A 19,382-nucleotide genomic window follows, 5' to 3' on the forward strand; every position below is an offset into this window, starting at 1 on the left:
CGGCGCGGCGCCGTCGGCGCGCGTCGGCCTGCTCGACCGGGTCGGCGATGCGCTGCTGGCGGGCGCGCGCACGGCGCTGGACGTGACTTGAACCACGGCGGCGCGAACTGCACCGTTCGCGTGCCTCATTTCGGGCTTCAGCACCAGCCGCTTGCATCCGACACTGAATGTCACAAGCACTCGTGGAGCGACATCATGAACCTGGCATCCGGATGGTCCTGGCTGGCGTCGCTGGCCACGCGCCGCGCGCCGCGCCAGGTGGAACCCGAGGCAGCCGACTACGGCACCGCCTTCGGGCTCGACATGAGCCTGTCGCCGCCACACGACAGCGAGTTCGATGCGCTCTCGCCCGGGGCGACCGCGCCGGCGCCGCTGCAGTGGATGAGCCGCATCACGCACCGCGGCCGATGAACGTCGCGCATCTGCCCTGATCGTTTCCTGCCGGGATCGGCTTCAGATGGCGCGGAACCTTGTGGTCGCGGCGAGCCACTCAATGGCGCCGTTCCACTTCCCGCGCCGGAGCCATGAATCCCCGCAATTTGCAGCAAGTTGGCAAGAAATTCAAAAGAATCTTCCAGAAAAACAAGTCTGCAAAGGATGAGCTTGGCTTGCCTGGCCAAGTCAAAGACCAACGATTGCAAGCGAGAGTCGGGCTGAATCCTTTCGACCTCCCGTGGAGTGGGCAAGAGAGGTTGGCTATTGCACTGATCTTGAGGAAAACGAGTCCCAGTCTTCCGAAAGAGTTGCGAAGCGCAATCATCGACTTCGCAAGCAAGCCCAAATTCCTCAAGGACTTTGGAATCGACCTGGACACGGCGAGAGAGGTCGAACGAGTTCTCGATCAAAACCCCGCGTTGAAGTCCGCAATGAGTGACTTTCCAAACGTCATCAAGGGATTGTTGGGAAGCGACTCCTCAACGGCTCCAAAGTACTTGAAGGACTTCGATGACACCGCTGCAAAGGTACTGGACAGTCCCGCTGCTCAAGAGGTACTCAGGCCCTGCGTCGAGACGGATATCGAAGTAATTCGCACAACAACGAAACACGATCAGTTCAAGGCCGCAACCAAGTTCATGGGCCGACTTGCCGCCTTCGGAATCAAGACGAATTGAGGCGTCGCCAGGTCAGACCTCGATCACCCGCAGCCCGTCATAGCCGGCGCTCTCGCCGCGCTTCGTATGCCCGCGCGCGTTGCAGACGACGCGCGTGACGCCGCCCGCATGCGCCACCTCGTAGTCGTGCCGGCAATGCACATGGCCGTGGATCCACAGGTCGGCATGCGGCAGCAGGTCGTCGTCGGCATTGCAGAAGCTGGCCGTGCCGGCCTGGCTGCCGTAGCGCGGGTCGCCGCTGCGCAGGCTGGGGCCGAAGTGGGTGATGACGACCGTCGCGTCGGCGTCGCTCGGTTCGGCAAGCGCCGCGGCCAGCCAGGCGCGGCAGGCGAGCGCTTCCTCGCGCACCTGCGGCGCGGCGAAGACCTCGCCGTTCAGCGTCGAGCGCTGCACCTTCATGAAGTACGAGCCGGCGCGCATCGATTTCTCGCGCTGCGCCGGCCCGAAAAGGTCGAAATCGCACCAGCGCACCGTGCCGGCGAAGCGGATGCGGCGGCCGTCGGCGCCGGTGCGCAGGCAGGTCTCGCGTTCCAGCATCGTGATGCCGAGCGCGTCGCAGCGCGCGCGCAGGGCCGGCCAGGTGTCGTTCAGCTCGCGGCCGTCGAACTCATGGTTGCCGGCGACGAAGACGATCGGCACCGGCCAGCCGCGGAAGGCGTCGAAGGCCTTCCAGGTGCTGTCGATGTCGCCGGCCAGCACCAGCAGTTCGGCCCCGGGTGCCGGCTCGGGCGTGAAGGTCTCGGTTTCCTGGTGCAGGTCGGACAGGAGCTGGAGCTTCACTGATTCAGGTGGCGCCGTGGCACTGCTTGAACTTTTTGCCGCTGCCGCATGGGCACGGGTCGTTGCGGCCGACCTTGGGCGTCTCGCGCTTGACCGTCTCGACCTTGTAGCGCGCATCGCGCGTCAGGTCGGACAGCTCGGCGACGGTCGTGACCATCTCCTCGATCGCGTCGTCCAGCGTCGTCAGCGGGTACTCGCGGTCCAGCGTCGCGACGACCTCGCGCTCCTCGTCGGTCTCGGCCGGCAGGTGGCGGTACAGCCGGGCCAGCGCGGTCATCACCTCGTCCTGGGGCAGCTCCATCAGGTCGGGGAAGCAGATGGCGGCGTGCTGGAAGCCGGCCACCCACGGCATCAGCGGCTGTGACACCTCGGCCAGCCCTTCCATCGGGTCGACCTCGCCCTCGGCCAGCGGGGCCGGCGGGTGCTCGTCGTCGAACTCCAGCACCAGCGGGTTGAACCAGCCGTCCTCGACGATCGCGCGGTTCAGCGCGGCGTAGCGGCGCAGCACCAGCGCGCTGGTGCGCTCCAGCCAGGCGGCGTCCACGTCGTCGGGCAGTGGCTGGCCGTCGAAATCGAACACATGCGGCAGCCAGGTGGCCGGCTCCAGCAGCACCGGCTGCACCAGCACGCCGCAGAGGAAGCCGTCGAGCATCACCGCGTCGACCGGCTGCAGCGGCTCGGGCGTGGCCGCCAGCAGGTCGTCGAGTTCGGCGAACTCGGCATCGGTCAGGTCGTGGGCGGGCGGCAGCGAGGCGGGCAGGGCGGTGGGGGCGGGCATGGCAGGTCTCTTGAACAATCGATCGAGCCGGGATTGTCGTCTGATCAGCGGGCGATCACGACTTGCCGGCCGAGAAACTGCCGATGAGCCGGTAGCGCGCCCCAGGATGCACCAGCCGCGCCACCGACGCGACGATGCCCTGCGACAGCGTGCGCCGCGACACCTGCAGCAGCGCGCTGCCGACCGGCACGTCGAGCAGCCGGGCCTGCTCGTCGGTCGCGAGCACCGCCTCGACCACCTGCTCGGCCTCGGTCAGCGGCGCGTGCTCGAACAGCACGTGCGACGGCGTGACCTGCGTGAAGTCCTGTGCCAGCAGGTCGGGCGCGAGGGCCGGGTTCACGTGCCGGTCCTCGTACTGGATCGGCACGCCGTTCTCCAGGTGCACCAGCCGGCAGCGGATCACCGCCGCGCCCTTGCGCAGGCGCATCGCGGTGGCGATCTCGGCGCCCGCCTTCACGCGCTCGACGCCGCACACCCGCGTCGTGTGGCGGTGGCCGCGCTCGACGATCTCGTCGTGGATGTCGCGCACCTGCAGCAGGTTGGAGATCGGGTGCAGCTCGGCCACGTACGAGCCCGAGCCCTGGCGGCGCTCGATCAGCCCCTCGTCTTCCAGTTCGCGCAGCGCGCGGTGCACCGTCATGCGGGCGCAGCCGAACTCCTGCACCAGCTCGCGCTCCGACGGCAGCTTCACGCCCGGCTGCCAGCCCCCCTCGGCGATGCGGTGTCGGATCGAGTGCTTGACTGCCTCGTAAGGCAGCGTCTTGTCGCCGGATTTCATGGGGGCGATCTTACCCCTGTGCTAAAGTTGTCTAGACCACTTTGCGGCGTTCCGCCGCGTGAGCGAGGACCCCCATGACGACGCCTGCGCACCTGATCACCCCCGGCCAGCTCGACAAGGCGATGCTGCTCGATGCGGCCGCCGGCGGGGCCCGCTTCACGATCGCGCCGTCGGCGCGGGCCGGCATCGAGGCGAGCGTGCAGGCGGTCGCGACGCTGATGTCGCGCCATGAGCCGGTCTACGGCATCAACACCGGCTTCGGCAAATTGGCGCAGACGCGCATCCCCGACGACCAGCTGGCGCAGCTGCAGAAGAACCTGGTGCTGTCGCACAGCGCCGGCATCGGCCAGCCGATGGCCGCGCCGGTGGTGCGGCTGATGCTGCTGCTGAAGGCCGCCAGCCTCGCGCATGGGGTGTCGGGCGTGCGGCCGCAGGTGATCGATGCGCTGCTCGCGCTGCTGGCGGCCGACGTGCTGCCGGTGGTGCCGGAGAAGGGTTCGGTCGGCGCCTCGGGCGATCTCGCGCCGCTCGCCCACCTGAGCGGCGTGCTGATCGGCATCGGCGAGGCCTTCGTCGACGGCAAGCGCGTGCCGGCATTGCAGGCGCTCGCGCATGCCGGCGTCGAGCCGCTGGTGCTCGGCCCGAAGGAGGGCCTCGCGCTGCTGAACGGCACGCAGGCGTCGACCGCGCTCGCGCTCGTCGCGGTGCAGCGGCTCGAGCGCATCTTCGACGCGGCGATCGGCATCGGCGCGATGACGGTCGATGCGGCCAAGGGCGCCGACACGCCGTTCGACGACCGCATCCACAAGGTGCGCGGCCAGCCCGGGCAGCGCAAGGTGGCGGCGAGCTTCCGCGGCTGGCTGGCCGGCAGCGCGCTGCGCCAGTCGCACCTCGATTGCGACAAGGTGCAGGACCCGTACTGCCTGCGCTGCCAGCCGCAGGTGATGGGCGCCTGCCTCGACCAGATGCAGCATGCATGGAACGTGCTGCTGACCGAGGCGAACGGCGTCTCCGACAACCCGCTGGTGTTCGCCGACACGCTGGAGGCGCTGTCCGGTGGCAACTTCCATGCGGAGCCGGTGGCCTTCGCGGCCGACAACCTGGCGCTGGCGATCGCCGAGATCGGCGCGCTGTCCGAGCGCCGCACCGCGATGCTGATGGACCCGGGCATCTCGGGGCTGCCGGCCTTCCTGGTCGAGAACGGCGGGCTGAACTCCGGCTTCATGATCGCGCAGGTGACGGCGGCGGCGCTCGCTTCCGAGAACAAGTCGCTCGCGCATCCGGCGAGCGTCGACTCGCTGCCCACGTCGGCGAACCAGGAAGACCACGTGTCGATGGCGACCTACGCCGCGCGGCGCCTGCACCAGATGCTGGACAACACGGCGGGCATCGTCGCGATCGAATGGCTGGCCTCGGCCCAGGCGCTCGATTTCCACCGGCCGCTGCGTTCGTCGCCGGCGCTGGAGTGCCTGCACGCGCGGCTGCGCGAGCGGGTGCCGTTCCTGAAGGAAGACCGGCTGATGGCGCCGGACATCGAGGCGGCTGTCGACATGGTCGAGCACGCAGGGATGGGGATGCTCTAAAAATAGAACGCTACCTGTGCTTCTGGTGCTTATTAGCCTAAATTTAGGCTGATAACTGATCAGCCTTGGTGTCGTCACCGTGATAGTCTAGTGTTAGTCTGTTGTTGCCAAGAAATGCTGGCAAAAGGCTGTTTTTAGGCTTTTACGAGGGGTTCACCATGGGCCTGGATCACCTGACCGACAAGGAGGTCGCTCTGCACCTTGCGCAGCGGCTGCGCGCGTGGCGCATCGACCCCGATGCGGCCGGCATGACGCTCGATGAGCTGTCGCAACGCAGCGGCATGGGGCTGACCCCGTTGAGGCGCTTCGAGAAGACCGGTGGCATCACCTTGCGCAACCTGATTGCGCTGATGCGCGCGATGGGGCTCCTCGACCGGCTGGGAGAACTGGTCCCGACCCCCGAAGGACCTGGCCCGCTGGACCTGCTCGAAGCCGAACAGGCCAAGCCGGTCCGCCAGCGCGCACCGCGGCGCTCCAGCGCCAGCCTCGGGCTGAAACATGGCCAGTGACCTCCGTGTCGTCGAGGTCCGGCTGTGGGGGCAACAGGTCGGCGCGGTGGCGGCGCTGCGCGGCAAGCCCGGCTTCTTCGAATTCCAGTACAGCGCCGATTTCGCGCGTTCGGGCCTCGAGCTGTCGCCGCTGCAGATGCCGCTCAGCCCACGCCGGCGCTACAGCTTTGCCGGGCTCCCGCAGGACACCTACTTCGGATTGCCCGGGCTGCTGGCCGACGCGCTGCCGGACCGCTTCGGCAACGCGCTGATCAACGAATACCTGGCGCGGCGCGGCATCGCGGCTTCGGACATCACGACCTTGCAGCGCCTCGTGTACGTGGGGCGCCGCGCGATGGGCGCGCTGGAGTTCGAGCCGGCCGTGCGTGACCGCGACTCGGCGCAGGCCGCGGCGCCGCTGCAGATGGCGAGCCTCGTCGAGGACGCCCGGCGGGCCCTGCGCGGCGAGTTCTCCGAGGTCGCGCAAGACATCATCGACGTCGGCAGCTCCGCGGGCGGCGCCCGTGCCAAGGCCGTGATCGGCTGGAACGCCGAGAGCAACAGCATCGTGTCGGGGCAGTTCGAGCTGCCGGCCGGGTACGAGCACTGGCTGCTGAAGTTCGACGGCGTGGGCGACGACGGCCAGCTCGGCGCCGCGGCTGGCTTCGGGCGCATCGAGTACGCCCACCACCGGATGGCCATCGACGCCGGCATCGAGATGAGCGACTGCCGGTTGCTGGAAGAAGGCGGGCGGGCGCACTTCATGACCCGCCGCTTCGACCGCGTCGGCAACCGCAAGCTGCATGTGCATTCGCTGTGCGGCCTGCAGCACCTGGACTTCAACACACCCTACGTGCACGGCTACGAGCAGTTCTTCCGCACGATCCTGTCGATGAACCTCGGTGCCGCGGCGATGGAGCAGGCGTGGCTGCGGTGCGTCTTCAACGTGATGGCGAGGAACTGCGACGACCACACGAAGAACCTCGCGTTCCTGATGGACGAGTCTGGCGCGTGGTCGCTGGCGCCTGCCTACGACCTCTGCTTCGCGCACAACCCGGCGCCGGGCAAATGGACGCGCCAGCACCAGATGCTGGTCGCGGGCAAGGGCGAAGGCATCACGCGCGCGGACCTCGTGCAGCTGGGCGACCAGTTCGGCATTCGCCAGCCCGGTCACCACATCGACCGGCTGGCCGATGTCTTCGCGCAATGGCCGGCCTACGCGCAGCAGGCCGGCGTGCCGCCGCCCGAGGCGACGCGCATCGCCGGCCTGCAGCAGCGCCTCACGCCCGGCCCGTGACGTCGGCCATCCCGGCCGCCTTGATGCTCTCGGCCCGGATGTCCTCCGTCAGCTGCGCCTTCAGCTCCGAAAAGCGCGGCGTTGTCTTCACCGTGTAGTGCCTTGGGTACGGCAGGTCGATCGCCAGCTCGGTCTTGATGCGGCCCGGCCGCGCACTGAACACCGCGCAGCGGTTGCCCATGAAGATCGCCTCGTCGATGTCGTGCGTGACGAACAGCACCGTCTTGCGGTGCTGCTGCCAGATCGACAGCAGCAGCTCCTGCATCAGCGCGCGCGTCTGGTGGTCGAGCGCGCCGAAGGGTTCGTCGAGCAGCAGGATCTTCGGGTCGTTGGCCAGCGCTCGCGCGAGCGCGACGCGCTGCTGCATGCCGCCCGACAGCTGCTTCGGGTAGTGCGACTCGAAGCCCGCCAGCCCGACCTCGCCGATGAAGCGCTGCGCGATCTCGCGCTGCTGCGCGTCGGGCAGGCCCTTCTCGCGCAGCCCGAAGCAGATGTTCTGCCGCACCGTCAGCCACGGGAACAGCGTGTAGCTCTGGAACACCATGCCGCGGTCAGCGCCCGGGCCGCGCACCGGCTCGCCGTCGAGCAGCACCTGGCCGGTGCTCGGCTCGTCGAGGCCGGCCACGATGCGCAGCAGCGTCGACTTGCCGCAGCCTGACGGGCCCAGCACGGTGATGAAGTCGTTGTCGGCCACGTCCAGGTCAGTCGGCTGCAGCGCGAGCGTCGGGCTGCCGCCGTGCACACCGGGGAAGCTGCGGCCCACGCCGCGGATCGACAGCCGGCTCACAGCGCAGCCCAGCGGAAGAGGCGGCGGTTCAGCCGCTTGAACCCCAGGTCGGACACCAGCCCGATCACGCCGATCGTGATGATGCCGAAGATGATCTGGTCGGTGGCGAGCAGCGCCTGGCTGTCGGTGATCATGTGGCCGATGCCGCTCGACGCGCCGATCAGCTCGGCGACGATCACGTAGGTCCAGGCCCAGCCGAGCACCAGGCGCAGCGTCTCGGCCACCTGCGGCGCCGCGGCCGGGATCAGCACGCGGCGCACCACGCCCCAGTCGCGCGCGCCGAGCGTGTAGGCCGCCTCCACCAGGTCGCGCCGTGTCTGGCCCACGCTCACCGCGATCATCAGCACCAGCTGGAAGAACGAGCCGAGGAAGATCACCGCGAGCTTCTGCGCCTCGCCGATGCCGGCCCACAGGATCAGCAGCGGAATGAAGGCCGAGGCCGGCAGGTAGCGCGCGAATGACACGAACGGCTCGAAGAACGCCTCGACCGGCTTGTACGCGCCCATCGCGATGCCCAGCGGCAACGCGAGCAGGGCCGCGATCACGAAGCCGCCGATCACGCGCCACATCGTCATGCCGATATCGTGCGCGAAGCCCTGCTGCGCGAGCAGGTCCCAGCCGGAGCGGACCATCGTCAGCGGGTCGGCGAGAAAGGTCTTCGAGACGAAGCCGCCCAGCGTCGCGACTGCCCAGCCGGCGACGAACAGCACGAAGAACGCGACCCCGAGCGCGATGCGCCGCCCGGGTTCGACCTGCTGCAGCGGCTTCACTGGATGAAGCTGGTGTCCGACAGCGCCTTCAGGTCGGGGATCTGCTTGATGCTGCCGATCTCGAGCAGCAGCTCGGCCGCCTCCTTGCTGAACGGCTGCAGCACGCTGGTGAAGAAGCGCTGGTTCGCCGCGCGGTCCTGCCAGCGCAGGTAGGCCTGCGACTTCTCGAAGGCCTCGCCGCTCTGCTTCACGTCGGCGCCCATGATCTCGAACGACTTCTTCGGTTCGGCGCGGATCATCTCCAGCGCATCGAAGTAGCTGTCGGCCAGCGCCTTCGCGGCCTTCGGGTTCTCTTTCAGGAACTTCGGCGTGCAGCCGAAGGTGTCCATCACCATCGGGTAGTCGAGCGTGGTCGCGATGATCTTGCCGGCCTCGGGCCTGGCGCGCACCGTCGACAGGTAGGGCTCGTAGGTCATCGCGGCATCGAGGTCGCCGGCGTTCGCGACGAACGCGTTCGCGGCCGCCTGCGGCTCCAGCGTGACGACCTTCACGTCCTTCACCGACAGCCCGTTCTTCTTCAGCATCCACGCGAGGCCGAAGTACGGCGCGGTGCCCGGTGCCGAGGCGGCGACCGTCTTGCCCTTCAGGTCGGAGATCTTCGCGATGTGGTTGCGCACCACCATGCCGTCGGCACCGAAGCTCTTGTCGAGCTGGAAGATCTGCGTGGTCGCGACACCGTTGGCGTTCCACACCACCCAGGTCTCGACGGTGGTGGCCGCGCACTGCACGTCGCCCGAGGCAATGGCGAGGTGGCGGTCTTTCTGCGGGATCTTCTTGATCGACACGTCGAGGCCATGCTTCTTGTAGATGCCGGCCTCCTTCGCGAGCGTCAGCGGCGCGAAGCCGGTCCAGCCGGAGATCGCGATCGCGACGGGCGTCTCCTGCGCCGCGGCAGGCGAGACCGCTGCCGCCGACACCAACAAACCGACCAAGGCACGCACTGGATTCATCACTGCTCCTGCGAGAAGGGGGAAGGTGTCGGACATGATGCAAGCCCTGTGCCGGGCAGTCTACACTCGGTTCCCCGGTTGTCTAGGCCACTTCCACCCATGGAATCCAGCACGCACGCACCGACGGTCGCACTCTCGCGGGGCAGCGTTCCGCTGCTCGTCTCGTTCCCGCACGCCGGCACCGACATCCCTGCCGACATCGCGGCCCGCATGACGCCCGACGCGCTGCTGCGCGCCGACACCGACTGGCACCTGCCGCTGCTCTACGACTTCGCGGCGCAGATCGGCGCGAGCACGCTGGTGCCGCGGATGTCGCGCTACGTGATCGACCTGAACCGCCCGCCCGAGGACACCAACCTCTACCCCGGCCAGGACACCACCGGGCTGGTGCCGCGCGACACCTTCCGCAAGCAGCCGCTGTACCTGGCGGGGCAGGAGCCCGACGCGGCCGAGGTCGAGGCGCGGCGCGAGCGCTTCTGGCGCCCGTACCACGTCGCGCTGCGCGGCGAGCTGGAGCGGCTGCGCGATCTGCATGGCGTGGCGGTGCTGTGGGACGCGCACTCGATCTCGAGCGTGCTGCCGCGCTTCTTCGAAGGCAAGCTGCCCGACCTGAACCTCGGCACCGACGAGGGGCGCGCCTGCGCACCGCGCGTGCAGGCGGCGGTCGAAGCGGTGCTCGCCGGGCAGCGCGGCTACACGCAGGTCAGCAACGGCCGCTTCAAGGGCGGCTACATCACGCGCCACTACGGCGAACCGGCGCGCGGCGTGCATGCGCTGCAGATGGAGATGTGCCATGGCACCTACATGGACGAGCCGGCGCCGTTCGGCTTCCGGCCCGATCTCGCGGCCGGCGTGCGGCCGCTGCTACAGCGGATGCTGCAGGCCGCGCTCGACACCGCGGTGGAAGCAGGCGCGTAGCGGGCTCGCGCCGATCGCGTAGCTCAGCGCGGCCGGGTGGTCGACGTCCCACAGGCAGAGGTCGGCCTGCCTGCCGACCTCGACGCAGCCGTTCGTGGCCGCCAGGCCCAGCGCCTGCGCCGCGTGCCGCGTGACGCCGAGCAGCGCCTCGGCCGGCGTCATCCGGAACAGCGTGCAGGCCATGTTCATCATCAGCGGCAGGTGGGTGCCGGGGCTGGTACCCGGGTTGCAGTCCGTCGCGACAGCCATCGGCACGCGGTGCCGGCGGAACAGTGCGATCGGCGGCGCGACGGTGTCGCGCAGGAAGTAGTACGCGCCTGGCAGCATCACCGCCACGGTGCCGGCGCGTGCCATCGCGATCACGCCTGCCTCGTCGACATGCTCCAGGTGATCGGCGGACAGCGCGCCGAAATCGGCCGCCAGCGTGGCGCCGTGCTGGTTCGACAGCTGCTCGGCATGCAGCTTGACCGGCAGGCCGTGGCGTTGCGCCGCTTCGAACACGCGTTGCGTCTGGGCCGGCGTGAAGCCGATCGTCTCGCAGAATGCATCGACCGCATCGGCCAGCCCGTCGCGTGCAATGGCCGGCAGCAGGTGGTCGACGATCTCGTCGATGTACGCATCGGCGCGGCCTTCGAACTCCGGCGGCAGCGCGTGCGCGGCCAGCAGCGTGGTGCGCACATCGATCGGGAAGCGCTCGCCGAGCCGGCGCGCCACCTGCAGGCACTTGCGCTCCGCATCGAGCGACAGGCCGTAGCCGGACTTGATCTCGACGGTCGTCACGCCGTGGCGCATCAGCTCGCGCAGCCGGCGGGCCGAGGCCTCGAACAAGGCCTCGGGCGATGCGTCGCGCGTCTGCCGCACGGTGGAGCGGATGCCGCCGCCGGCCCGCGCGATCTCTTCGTAGCTCGCGCCCTGCAGCCGCAGCTCGAACTCGCGCGCGCGGTCGCCGGCGTAGACGAGGTGGGTGTGGCAATCGATCAGGCCGGCCGTCAGCAAGGCGCCGCCGGCATCGCGTTCGGCGCGCGGCCGCAGCCCGGCCGGCAGCGCGGACATCGGGCCGACGCGCTCGATGCGCCCGTTCGCGATCGCGACGAAGCCCGGCGCCGACGGTGCACAGGATTCATCCAGCCCGTCGACGATGCGCGCATTGGTCAGCAGCAGGTCGGTCATCGGTGCTCCAGCAGGTGGGTGCGCGCGGCGATGAAGGCCTCGGCGGCGCGCCCGGCGCTGGCATGCTGCCCCTCGTGCACGCGCTGCCGGCCGGCCACCCACACGTCGCGCACGCCGCGGGTGCCGTGCGTCGCGAACACGTGGCTCGCGAGACGTTGCGAGGCGCTCAGGCCGGCGTCATCGAACGCGCTGAGGTGCACCAGGTCGGCCTGCTGGCCCACACGCAGGCCGCCGATCGAGCGGCCGCTGGCGCGTGCACCGCCGGCCACCGCCGACAGCCACATCGCATCGGCCACCTGCGGGTGCGCGGCGCTCGCGAGCACGTTGCGGCGCTGCTTCGTCAGCCGCTGGCCGTACTCGAGCAGGCGCAGCTCCTCGGCCGCGTCGACGCAGGCGTGGCTGTCGGAGCCGATGCCCCACAGGCCGCCATCGGCGATGAAGGCCTCGGCATCGAACACGCCGTCGCCGAGGTTGGCCTCGGTGCTCGGGCACAGGCCGGCCACCGCGCCACTGCGCGCCAGTGCGCGCCGCTCGGTGGCATCGAGGTGGGTGGCGTGCACCAGGCACCAGCGCGCATCCACCGCCGCATGCGCCAGCAACCACTGCACCGGCCGCTGGCCGCTCCACGCGAGGCAGTCGTCGACCTCGCGCTGCTGCTCGGCCACGTGGATGTGCACCGGTGCGCTGGCGTCGGCGCCATGCAGGCCGCCGAGCAGGTCGCGCAGCGCCTCGGGCGGCACGGCACGCAGCGAATGCGGCGCCGCGCCGACGCGCACGCCGTCGTGGCGCAGCCGGCCGATCAGCGACAGCAGGCCGTCGACGCTGTTCAGGAAGCGGCGCTGCTCCGCCAGTGGCGGCTTGCCGCCGAAGCCGCTCGCCTGGTACAGCACCGGCAGCATCGTCAGGCCGATGCCGGCTTCGCGCGCGGCGGCGACCAGGCGCAATGACATCTCGGCCGCATCGGCGTGCACGCGGCCGTCGGGTTGGTGGTGCACGTAGTGGAATTCGCAGACCGCCGTGTAGCCGGCCTGCAGCATCTCGATGTAGAGCTGCGTCGCGATGGCCTGCAGCGCATCGGGCGTCAGCGATTGCGCGAAGCCGTACATCAGCGCACGCCAGCTCCAGAAGCTGTCCTGCTCGGCGCTGCGGTGTTCCGTCAGCCCGGCGAAGGCGCGCTGGAACGCGTGCGAATGCAGGTTCGGCAGGCCGGGCAGCAGCACGCCGTCGACGCGCCCGGTGCCGGCTGGCGGCGGCAGGCCGGCCTCGACGCAGGTCAGCGTGCCGGCGTCGTCCCACTGCAGCAGCACGTTGTCGGCCCAGCCCTGCGGCAGCAGCGCGTGGTGCGCGAACAGCGATCCGGTCGGGGTCTCGGACGCGCTCATGCCGCGGGCTCCAGCTGCACGAGCAGCGCACACGGCGCGTCACCGGCGCACTCGAGGGCGAGCGCGGGCATGCCGTCGCGCCACAGCCAGGCCTGCAAGGGCCCCAGCCCGCGTGCGCCGTCGGACCAGCGGCCGAGGCTCGCGAGCAACAGCCCGGCCGAGGCCGGCTCGGTGCGCACGGCGCCGCGCAGCGCGCGCACGTCGGCGCGCCAGCGGCCGCGCCGCACCATCACGTTGAAATCGCGGCACGGGCCGTCGAACAGGCTGGCGTTCAATGCAGCATCGCCGGAGAAGTGGAAGGGCTCGTGCGCGCGGGCCAGCCGCTCATCGAGCCGGCCATCGGCCGAGTGCAGCCGCATGCCGGCACCGCGCAGCAGCACGATGCAGCGGTCGACGCCGGGGAACGCGGAGAACGGCGCATCGCGCTCGACCTCGGCGACGCTCAGGCGCCAGTCGAAATCGGCCGTGGCATCGCGGGGCTGCACGGCGAGCTCGCGCGTCAGCCCGGCGCCGTTGCGCCACGCCACGGCGGGCAGCGACTGCAGGTCCAGCGTCTCGCTGCGCCCGCTCATCAACGCCCGACCATCGGCAGCTTCAGGTGCTGGGCCTGCGCCGTCTGCACCGCCAGCTCGTAGCCGGCGTCGGCATGGCGCATCACGCCCGAGCCGGCGTCGTTGACGAGCACCCGCGCCAGCCGCTTCGCGGCCGCGTCGGTGCCGTCGGCCACGATCACCATGCCGGCGTGCTGCGAATAGCCCATGCCGACGCCGCCACCGTGGTGCAGCGACACCCAGGTCGCGCCGCCCGAGGCATTCAGCAGCGCGTTCAGCAGCGGCCAGTCGGACACCGCGTCGGTGCCGTCCTTCATGCCCTCGGTCTCGCGGTTCGGGCTCGCGACCGAGCCGGTGTCGAGGTGGTCGCGGCCGATCACGATCGGCGCCTTCAGCTCGCCGCTGCGCACCATCTCGTTGAACGCGAGGCCGGCGACATGGCGCTCGCCGAGCCCGAGCCAGCAGATGCGCGCCGGCAGGCCCTGGAACGCGATGCGCTCGCCGGCCATGTCGAGCCAGCGGTGCACGTGCGCGTTGTGCGGGAACAGTTGCTTGATCTTCGCGTCGGTCTTGCGGATGTCTTCCGGGTCGCCCGACAGCGCCACCCAGCGGAACGGCCCCTTGCCCTCGCAGAACAGCGGGCGGATGTAGGCCGGCACGAAGCCGGGGAAGTCGAACGCGTTCTTCACGCCCTGGTCGAACGCGACCTGGCGGATGTTGTTGCCGTAGTCGACGGTGGGCACGCCCATCGCATGGAAATCGAGCATCGCCTGCACGTGCACCGCGCACGACTGCACCGCGGCCTGCTTCAGGCGCTCGTGCTGGTGCGGGTCGCGCTGCGCATCGCGCCACTGCGCGACGCTCCAGCCGGCCGGCAGGTAGCCGTTGATCAGGTCGTGCGCCGAGGTCTGGTCGGTGACCATGTCGGGGCGGATGCCGCCGGCCTGCGCGCGCCGCACCAGCTCGGGCAGCAGTTCGGCGGCGTTGCCCAGCAGGCCGATCGACACCGCCTCGCGCTTGGCCGTGTGCTGCTGGATCAGCGCCAGCGCGTCGTCGAGGTCCTTCGCCTGCTTGTCGAGGTAGCGCGTGCGCAGCCGGAAGTCGATGCTGCTCTGCTGGCATTCGATGTTCAGCGAGACGGCGCCGGCGAAGGTGGCGGCCAGCGGCTGCGCGCCGCCCATGCCGCCGAGGCCGGCCGTCAGCACCCAGCGCCCGGCCAGCGTGCCGCCGAAGTGCTGGCGGCCGGCTTCGGCGAAAGTCTCGTAGGTGCCCTGCACGATGCCCTGGGTGCCGATGTAGATCCACGAGCCAGCCGTCATCTGGCCGTACATGAAGAGGCCCTGCCGGTCGAGCTCGTTGAAATGCTCCCAAGTGGCCCACTTCGGCACCAGGTTGGAGTTCGCCAGCAGCACCCGCGGCGCATCCGGGTGCGTCTTGAACACGCCGACCGGCTTGCCCGACTGGATCAGCAGCGATTCGTCGTCTTCCAGCTCGCGCAGCGACGCGAGGATCTGGTCGAAGCAGGCCCAGTCGCGCGCCGCGCGGCCGATGCCGCCGTAGACCACGAGTTCTTCCGGGCGCTCGGCCACCTCGGGGTCGAGGTTGTTCTGGATCATGCGGAAGGCCGCCTCGGTGAGCCACGACTTGCAGCTCAGCGTGCTGCCGCGCGGGGCGCGCACGACGCGGCCGGGGGCCGAGCGGGCGGCCTGTGCCGCGGCGTGGGCCACGGTCTTCATGTCGGTGGTGGAGTTCATCGGCGGCCTCGGGCGTGGGAGTGTCGAGCAGGATGCGGATAAGTGGTCTAGACCACTTTGCGCAGGATGCCGGGAGTCGGCCCGCCCGTCAAGTCACTCGGTGGCCGACTGCGCCGCATCGACCAGCCGCGCCCGCAGCCACTGGTGGGCGCTGGCCCGGTCGTGCCGCATGTGCCACAGCGCCTCGACGTGGATGCCGGCCAGCGGCAGCGGGATCGGCCGCTGTACCAGCTTGTCCTCGTAGCCGGTGGCGGCGATGAAGGTGCGGGGCAGCACCGTCAGCAGGTCGCTGCGGGCGACCACCCGGCCGGCGGTGAAGAACTGGTTGACCGTGAGCACGATACGCCGCGTGCGGTGCAGCTGCGTCAGCGCCTGGTCGACCAGCCCATGCGGCCGGCCGGAGAAGCTCACCAGCAGGTGGTGCGCCTCGCAGAAGCGGTCCAGCGTCAGCTCCTCGTCGGCCAGCGGATTGCCGCGGCGCATCACGCAGACGTATTCGCTGTCATACAGGCGCTCATGGTGGATCGGGCTGGCGCTGCCCTGGGCGACCAGGTTGGCCACCGCGTCGGGAAAGTAGCCGACCGCGAAATCGACCTCGCCGCGTTCCAGCAGCGGCCGCGGGTCGCGGGTGGTCAACGGGATCACCCGCAGGTTGGCCAGCGCCTGGCCTTGTTCGATCTGTTGAACGAGGGAGGGCATCAGCATCGCCGCGGTCGCATCCGCCATCGCGAGTCGGAAGTTCGCCACATCCTTCTGCGGGTCGTAATCGCCCGGCGCGAAGGCCTGGCGCAGGGCTGCCAGCGCCGCCTGCACCTCCGGCCACAGCTGCTCGGCACGCGGCGTGGGCTTCACCCCGAACGATGTGCGAGTGAGCAGTTCCTCACCGACGGAGTCCTTCAAACGCTTGAGGGCGTTGCTGACCGCCGGTTGGGTGAGCGCCAAGCGCTCGGCCGCACGGGTCAGGTTGCCCTCCGCCATCACCGCGTCAAACACGCGCAGGAGGTTCAAGTCAAGTGTGCGGAAATTCATGTTTGCTACTCCTCGACACCGGGATATCACGGCTGTGTATATCACTGATTCACAGCTTTCAGTAGCCAACCCCTGGGGTAAACCCTAGGATTGCGGCATGCGAGGTCGAAAACGATTTCGCGAGTCTTGAAAGGACGTTCCATGAACCCCGTGATCAGCCTGAATCTCCCGCAAGTGCCCACCGGCGCCGTCGCGTCCGGTTCGGCATCGCACGACGTGTGGGGCCGCATCGGCCGCCGCGTCTGGGCCTCGTTGGAAGCCGCCGGCCAGACCCGCGCTCGTCCCGAACTGCTGGCGCTGGCCAGCCGCTACGAAGCGTCGCAGCCCGAACTTGCAGCCCAGCTGCGTTCCATGGCTTCCGTTCGCCAGCGCTGACCGACCTCCCCCGAATTCGCCACAAGCGACCCCAACCCCGAAGGAAACACGATGACCACGACCACGATGGACCTGCAAGTCCCCCAACAACGCACCGCCCCGCGCCTGGCCGCGCCGTTTGCCGCTGCTTTCGCCGCGCTGCTGAACGCCCTGAAGCCCGCCGAGCGCGTGAACGTGGAAGAGAACCAGGCCGCCCGTGAGGCCGCCGACGTGCGGGCGATGGCTCGCCAGTACCTGAAGACCGACCCCGGCTTCGCTGCGGACCTGTTCGCGGCCGCCGACCGGCACGAAGAGCTGTACGGCAACTGAACCGATGCCGCTGCCACGGGCGGCGGCACACACCGAGACCACCATGAACCAGTCGACTTTCTTCGCTGACTCGCAAGCCTCGACGGCTTTCGTCCAGCGCATTTCGGACGCTTACGCGTTCGCCACCGCGGCGCTCGCGAACCTGCTGAGCCCCGCCGCCGAGAGCCCGGCCGAAGCCGCGAGCCGCCTGCGCTCGCTGGCCGAGGCCTACAGCGACGGGCAGCCGAGCTACGCCGCCGACCTGCGCGCCGCGGCCGACCGCGCCGACGCCGAGGTCTGAAGCCTTCGCGCTGATACAAGAAAGGCCCGCATCAGCGGGCCTTTTTCATGGGCGCACGGGATCGCGTCAGGCCGCCAGCCGGGCCTCGATGCGCGCCTTCGTCGCGGTGAGCTCCGCCGGCAGGTGCCAGGCGAGCTGCTTGAACAGCTCGTCGTGCAGCGACAGCTCGGCCCGCCAGGCGCTGGCGTCGACGCCGGTCACCTGGTCGTACTGCGCCGCGCTGAAGTCCAGGCCTTCCCAGTTCAGGTCCTGGTAGCTGGGCGTCACGCCGAACACGTTCTCGCGGCCTTGCGCCCGGCCTTCGACGCGCTCGAGCATCCACTTCAGCACGCGCATGTTCTCGCCGTAGCCTGGCCAGACGAACTTGCCGTCGGCACCCTTGCGGAACCAGTTCACGCAGAAGATCTTCGGCAGCTTCGCGCCGCGGGCCTGCAGCTTCGCGCCGAGCGACAGCCAGTGCTGGAAGTAGTCGCTCATGTTGTAGCCGATGAACGGCAGCATCGCGAACGGGTCGCGGCGCACCACGCCCTGCTGGCCGGCCGCGGCGGCGGTGGTCTCGCTGCCCATCGTGGCCGCCATGTAGACGCCTTCGGTCCAGTCGCGCGCCTCGGTGACCAGCGGCACGGTCGTCGAGCGGCGGCCGCCGACGATGATCGCGTCGATCGGCACGCCTTCGGGATCGTCCCAGGCCGCGTCGAGCGCCGGGTTGTTGGTGGCCGGCACCGTGAAGCGCGCGTTCGGGTGGGCCGCCTTCGCGCCGGTCTCCTTCGCGATCGCCGGGGTCCAGCGCTTTCCTTGCCAGTCGGTCAGCTGGGCCGGCGGGACGTCGGTCATGCCTTCCCACCAGACGTCGCCGTCGTCGGTGAGCGCGACGTTCGTGAAGATCACGTCGCGCTTCAGGCTCGCCATGCAGTTGAAGTTGGTCTTCTCGTTGGTGCCGGGCGCGACGCCGAAGTAGCCGGCTTCCGGGTTGATGGCGCGCAGGCGGCCGTCGGCGGCCGGCTTGATCCACGCGATGTCGTCGCCGATGGTGGTGACCTTCCAGCCCGGCAGGCCTTCCGGCGGGATCAGCATCGCGAAGTTGGTCTTGCCGCAGGCGCTCGGGAACGCAGCGGCGACGTGGTGCTTCTTTCCCTCGGGGCTCTCGACGCCGAGGATCAGCATGTGCTCGGCCAGCCAGCCCTCGTCGCGGCCCATCGTGCTGGCGATGCGCAGCGCGAAGCACTTCTTGCCCAGCAGCGCGTTGCCGCCGTAGCCGGAGCCGTAGCTCCAGATCTCGCGCGTTTCGGGGTAGTGGACGATGTACTTGGTGGCGTTGCACGGCCACGCGACATCCTTCTGCCCCGGCTCCAGCGGCGCGCCGACGGTGTGCATGCACGGCACGAACTCGCCGTCGGTGCCCAGCACGTCGATCACGGCCCGGCCCATGCGCGTCATGATCTTCATGTTGACGGCGACATAGGGGCTGTCGGAGAGCTCGACGCCGATGTGCGCGATCGGCGAGCCGAGCGGGCCCATGCTGAACGGCACGACGTACATCGTGCGGCCCTTCATCGCGCCGCGGAACAAGGCGCGGTCACCGGTCTGCAGCAAGCTGCGCATCTCGGCCGGCTCCATCCAGTTGTTGGTGGGGCCGGCGTCTTCCTTCTTCGCGCTGCAGATGAAGGTGCGGTCCTCGACGCGCGCCACGTCGCTCGGGCTGCTGCAGGCGAGGTAGCTGTTGGGGCGCAGCTCGGGGTTCAGCTTCTTGAAGGTGCCGGCGGCCACCAGTTGGGCGCAGAGCCTGTCGTACTCGGGGGTGCTGCCGTCGCACCAGTGCACGTCACGGGCTTCGGTCAGCGCGGCCATCTCGGCCACCCAGGCCATCAGCCGGGCGTGTTTGACGTAGGCGGGCGCGTTCAGGCGCAAACCCTCCATCGCGGGTCGGTTCATCGTGGGCTCCAATCATCAAAGTCAAAGTGCGGGATCGGGCGAACCTCGGGGCTCGCCCCATACCGCAAGGGCACGGCGGCAGGGCATGGCGGCAGGAACAGGCGGTTTCATGCCGGATGGGCAATCCGCGTGCCTCCACCGGGCAAGGCATTGTCGCGCCACTGTAATCTCGCCGTAACTGCCGCGAACCGGGGGATCATGCAAATTGCGAATGGCAACATGCAAAGCAGTTGTGACTTTTTCGGCGGTTCTGCGCGGCGGCTGGCCGGGCGGCACGGCGGCTGTTCCCGCTGTTGCATGGCCGTTTCTGCGCCCGCTTAAGATCGTCGGATGATGCGACGACGCCTCCTCCTCTCCCT

General features: G+C 69.5%; 21 protein-coding genes. 9 read left to right on the forward strand and 12 right to left on the reverse strand.

The window, feature by feature from the left end:
- Nucleotides 1–195: 195 nt before the first annotated feature.
- The gene (locus AC1D01_RS03150) at nt 196–411 is read left to right on the forward strand and encodes a hypothetical protein (protein ID WP_477864632.1); all 216 of its coding nucleotides are present in this window, start codon (nt 196–198) and stop codon (nt 409–411) included.
- A 113-nt stretch (nt 412–524) separates the two neighbouring features.
- Nucleotides 525–1,112, forward strand: a complete 588-nt coding sequence (locus AC1D01_RS03155; protein WP_477864633.1) for a hypothetical protein — start codon at nt 525–527, stop codon at nt 1,110–1,112.
- Between the two features lie 12 nt (nt 1,113–1,124).
- On the opposite strand, the gene AC1D01_RS03160 is transcribed toward AC1D01_RS03155, so the two are convergent.
- From AC1D01_RS03160 to hutC, 3 genes are read right to left on the reverse strand one after another with little or no spacing between them, the layout of a single operon-like run.
- The gene (locus AC1D01_RS03160) at nt 1,125–1,892 is read right to left on the reverse strand and encodes a metallophosphoesterase (RefSeq protein WP_477864634.1); all 768 of its coding nucleotides are present in this window, start codon (nt 1,890–1,892) and stop codon (nt 1,125–1,127) included.
- A 4-nt stretch (nt 1,893–1,896) separates the two neighbouring features.
- The gene (locus AC1D01_RS03165; protein ID WP_156154970.1) at nt 1,897–2,670 is read right to left on the reverse strand and encodes a UPF0149 family protein; all 774 of its coding nucleotides are present in this window, start codon (nt 2,668–2,670) and stop codon (nt 1,897–1,899) included.
- 55 nt (nt 2,671–2,725) lie between these two features.
- The gene (gene hutC / locus AC1D01_RS03170; RefSeq protein ID WP_477864635.1) at nt 2,726–3,448 is read right to left on the reverse strand and encodes a histidine utilization transcriptional repressor HutC; all 723 of its coding nucleotides are present in this window, start codon (nt 3,446–3,448) and stop codon (nt 2,726–2,728) included.
- Between the two features lie 74 nt (nt 3,449–3,522).
- On the opposite strand from hutC, the gene hutH reads away from it, so the two are divergent.
- The 3 genes from hutH (at nt 3,523) to AC1D01_RS03185 (ending at nt 6,816) form a co-directional block, all read left to right on the forward strand.
- The gene (gene hutH, locus AC1D01_RS03175) at nt 3,523–5,031 is read left to right on the forward strand and encodes a histidine ammonia-lyase (protein ID WP_477864636.1); all 1,509 of its coding nucleotides are present in this window, start codon (nt 3,523–3,525) and stop codon (nt 5,029–5,031) included.
- 158 nt (nt 5,032–5,189) lie between these two features.
- The gene (locus tag AC1D01_RS03180) at nt 5,190–5,540 is read left to right on the forward strand and encodes a hypothetical protein (protein ID WP_477864637.1); all 351 of its coding nucleotides are present in this window, start codon (nt 5,190–5,192) and stop codon (nt 5,538–5,540) included.
- On the forward strand, nt 5,530–6,816 hold the full coding sequence (locus AC1D01_RS03185; RefSeq protein WP_477864638.1) for a type II toxin-antitoxin system HipA family toxin: 1,287 nt from the start codon (nt 5,530–5,532) through the stop codon (nt 6,814–6,816). The genes AC1D01_RS03180 and AC1D01_RS03185 overlap by 11 nt, the downstream gene beginning before the upstream one ends.
- Here the strand turns inward: AC1D01_RS03185 and AC1D01_RS03190 are convergent.
- Genes AC1D01_RS03190 through AC1D01_RS03200 form a run of 3 tightly spaced genes read right to left on the reverse strand, consistent with a single transcriptional unit; the run spans nt 6,800 to nt 9,323 of the window.
- Nucleotides 6,800–7,603: an ABC transporter ATP-binding protein gene (locus tag AC1D01_RS03190; RefSeq protein ID WP_477864639.1), complete on the reverse strand. Its 804-nt coding sequence runs from the start codon at nt 7,601–7,603 to the stop codon at nt 6,800–6,802. The genes AC1D01_RS03185 and AC1D01_RS03190 overlap by 17 nt on opposite strands.
- Nucleotides 7,600–8,373, reverse strand: coding sequence for an ABC transporter permease (locus AC1D01_RS03195; RefSeq protein WP_477864640.1), 774 nt, complete (start codon nt 8,371–8,373; stop codon nt 7,600–7,602). Before AC1D01_RS03195 ends, AC1D01_RS03190 begins: the two co-directional genes overlap by 4 nt.
- The gene (locus AC1D01_RS03200) at nt 8,370–9,323 is read right to left on the reverse strand and encodes an ABC transporter substrate-binding protein (RefSeq protein ID WP_477864641.1); all 954 of its coding nucleotides are present in this window, start codon (nt 9,321–9,323) and stop codon (nt 8,370–8,372) included. The genes AC1D01_RS03195 and AC1D01_RS03200 overlap by 4 nt, the downstream gene beginning before the upstream one ends.
- A gap of 99 nt (nt 9,324–9,422) precedes the next feature.
- On the opposite strand from AC1D01_RS03200, the gene hutG reads away from it, so the two are divergent.
- Complete coding sequence (gene hutG / locus AC1D01_RS03205) at nt 9,423–10,241, forward strand: N-formylglutamate deformylase (RefSeq protein WP_477864642.1); 819 nt, start codon at nt 9,423–9,425, stop codon at nt 10,239–10,241.
- On the opposite strand, the gene hutI is transcribed toward hutG, so the two are convergent.
- The 5 genes from hutI to AC1D01_RS03230 all read right to left on the reverse strand — a co-directional run bounded on the left by hutI (nt 10,188) and on the right by AC1D01_RS03230 (nt 16,127).
- Nucleotides 10,188–11,411: an imidazolonepropionase gene (gene hutI / locus AC1D01_RS03210; protein WP_477864643.1), complete on the reverse strand. Its 1,224-nt coding sequence runs from the start codon at nt 11,409–11,411 to the stop codon at nt 10,188–10,190. The two genes, hutG and hutI, sit on opposite strands and share 54 nt — an antisense overlap.
- On the reverse strand, nt 11,408–12,793 hold the full coding sequence (locus AC1D01_RS03215) for a formimidoylglutamate deiminase (RefSeq protein WP_477864644.1): 1,386 nt from the start codon (nt 12,791–12,793) through the stop codon (nt 11,408–11,410). Before AC1D01_RS03215 ends, hutI begins: the two co-directional genes overlap by 4 nt.
- Nucleotides 12,790–13,365 carry a HutD/Ves family protein gene (locus AC1D01_RS03220; protein WP_477864645.1) on the reverse strand — a complete coding sequence of 192 codons (576 nt, stop codon included), beginning with the start codon at nt 13,363–13,365 and terminating at the stop codon, nt 12,790–12,792. The genes AC1D01_RS03215 and AC1D01_RS03220 overlap by 4 nt, the downstream gene beginning before the upstream one ends.
- The gene (gene hutU / locus AC1D01_RS03225; protein WP_477864649.1) at nt 13,365–15,080 is read right to left on the reverse strand and encodes a urocanate hydratase; all 1,716 of its coding nucleotides are present in this window, start codon (nt 15,078–15,080) and stop codon (nt 13,365–13,367) included. Before hutU ends, AC1D01_RS03220 begins: the two co-directional genes overlap by 1 nt.
- Nucleotides 15,081–15,191: 111 nt before the next feature.
- Nucleotides 15,192–16,127 carry a LysR family transcriptional regulator gene (locus AC1D01_RS03230; RefSeq protein WP_477864646.1) on the reverse strand — a complete coding sequence of 312 codons (936 nt, stop codon included), beginning with the start codon at nt 16,125–16,127 and terminating at the stop codon, nt 15,192–15,194.
- A 141-nt stretch (nt 16,128–16,268) separates the two neighbouring features.
- Between AC1D01_RS03230 and AC1D01_RS03235 the strand changes: the two genes are divergently transcribed.
- From AC1D01_RS03235 to AC1D01_RS03245, 3 genes are read left to right on the forward strand one after another with little or no spacing between them, the layout of a single operon-like run.
- Nucleotides 16,269–16,502, forward strand: coding sequence for a hypothetical protein (locus AC1D01_RS03235; RefSeq protein ID WP_477864647.1), 234 nt, complete (start codon nt 16,269–16,271; stop codon nt 16,500–16,502).
- A gap of 51 nt (nt 16,503–16,553) precedes the next feature.
- Complete coding sequence (locus AC1D01_RS03240; RefSeq protein WP_047508272.1) at nt 16,554–16,811, forward strand: hypothetical protein; 258 nt, start codon at nt 16,554–16,556, stop codon at nt 16,809–16,811.
- Nucleotides 16,812–16,854: 43 nt separating this feature from the next.
- Nucleotides 16,855–17,091 (forward strand): hypothetical protein, encoded by a 237-nt coding sequence (locus AC1D01_RS03245; RefSeq protein WP_047586737.1) that lies wholly within the window; start codon nt 16,855–16,857, stop codon nt 17,089–17,091.
- A 66-nt stretch (nt 17,092–17,157) separates the two neighbouring features.
- On the opposite strand, the gene AC1D01_RS03250 is transcribed toward AC1D01_RS03245, so the two are convergent.
- On the reverse strand, nt 17,158–19,023 hold the full coding sequence (locus AC1D01_RS03250) for a phosphoenolpyruvate carboxykinase (GTP) (protein ID WP_477864648.1): 1,866 nt from the start codon (nt 19,021–19,023) through the stop codon (nt 17,158–17,160).
- Nucleotides 19,024–19,382: the final 359 nt, after the last annotated feature.

This window comes from Rhizobacter sp. P3_B12, assembly GCF_056402895.1.

What these genes read in the sequence shown, in the direction of transcription:
- AC1D01_RS03150 (WP_477864632.1), top strand. Translation starts at nt 196, where the DNA reads ATGAACCTGGCATCCGGATGGTCCTGGCTGGCGTCGCTGGCCACGCGC.
- AC1D01_RS03155 (WP_477864633.1), top strand. Translation starts at nt 525, where the DNA reads ATGAATCCCCGCAATTTGCAGCAAGTTGGCAAGAAATTCAAAAGAATC.
- AC1D01_RS03165 (WP_156154970.1), bottom strand. Translation starts at nt 2,670, where the DNA reads ATGCCCGCCCCCACCGCCCTGCCCGCCTCGCTGCCGCCCGCCCACGAC.
- hutC (WP_477864635.1), bottom strand. Translation starts at nt 3,448, where the DNA reads ATGAAATCCGGCGACAAGACGCTGCCTTACGAGGCAGTCAAGCACTCG.
- hutH (WP_477864636.1), top strand. Translation starts at nt 3,523, where the DNA reads ATGACGACGCCTGCGCACCTGATCACCCCCGGCCAGCTCGACAAGGCG.
- AC1D01_RS03180 (WP_477864637.1), top strand. Translation starts at nt 5,190, where the DNA reads ATGGGCCTGGATCACCTGACCGACAAGGAGGTCGCTCTGCACCTTGCG.
- AC1D01_RS03185 (WP_477864638.1), top strand. Translation starts at nt 5,530, where the DNA reads ATGGCCAGTGACCTCCGTGTCGTCGAGGTCCGGCTGTGGGGGCAACAG.
- AC1D01_RS03200 (WP_477864641.1), bottom strand. Translation starts at nt 9,323, where the DNA reads ATGAATCCAGTGCGTGCCTTGGTCGGTTTGTTGGTGTCGGCGGCAGCG.
- hutG (WP_477864642.1), top strand. Translation starts at nt 9,423, where the DNA reads ATGGAATCCAGCACGCACGCACCGACGGTCGCACTCTCGCGGGGCAGC.
- hutI (WP_477864643.1), bottom strand. Translation starts at nt 11,411, where the DNA reads ATGACCGACCTGCTGCTGACCAATGCGCGCATCGTCGACGGGCTGGAT.
- AC1D01_RS03215 (WP_477864644.1), bottom strand. Translation starts at nt 12,793, where the DNA reads ATGAGCGCGTCCGAGACCCCGACCGGATCGCTGTTCGCGCACCACGCG.
- AC1D01_RS03220 (WP_477864645.1), bottom strand. Translation starts at nt 13,365, where the DNA reads ATGAGCGGGCGCAGCGAGACGCTGGACCTGCAGTCGCTGCCCGCCGTG.
- hutU (WP_477864649.1), bottom strand. Translation starts at nt 15,080, where the DNA reads ATGAAGACCGTGGCCCACGCCGCGGCACAGGCCGCCCGCTCGGCCCCC.
- AC1D01_RS03230 (WP_477864646.1), bottom strand. Translation starts at nt 16,127, where the DNA reads ATGAATTTCCGCACACTTGACTTGAACCTCCTGCGCGTGTTTGACGCG.
- AC1D01_RS03235 (WP_477864647.1), top strand. Translation starts at nt 16,269, where the DNA reads ATGAACCCCGTGATCAGCCTGAATCTCCCGCAAGTGCCCACCGGCGCC.
- AC1D01_RS03240 (WP_047508272.1), top strand. Translation starts at nt 16,554, where the DNA reads ATGACCACGACCACGATGGACCTGCAAGTCCCCCAACAACGCACCGCC.
- AC1D01_RS03245 (WP_047586737.1), top strand. Translation starts at nt 16,855, where the DNA reads ATGAACCAGTCGACTTTCTTCGCTGACTCGCAAGCCTCGACGGCTTTC.
- AC1D01_RS03250 (WP_477864648.1), bottom strand. Translation starts at nt 19,023, where the DNA reads ATGAACCGACCCGCGATGGAGGGTTTGCGCCTGAACGCGCCCGCCTAC.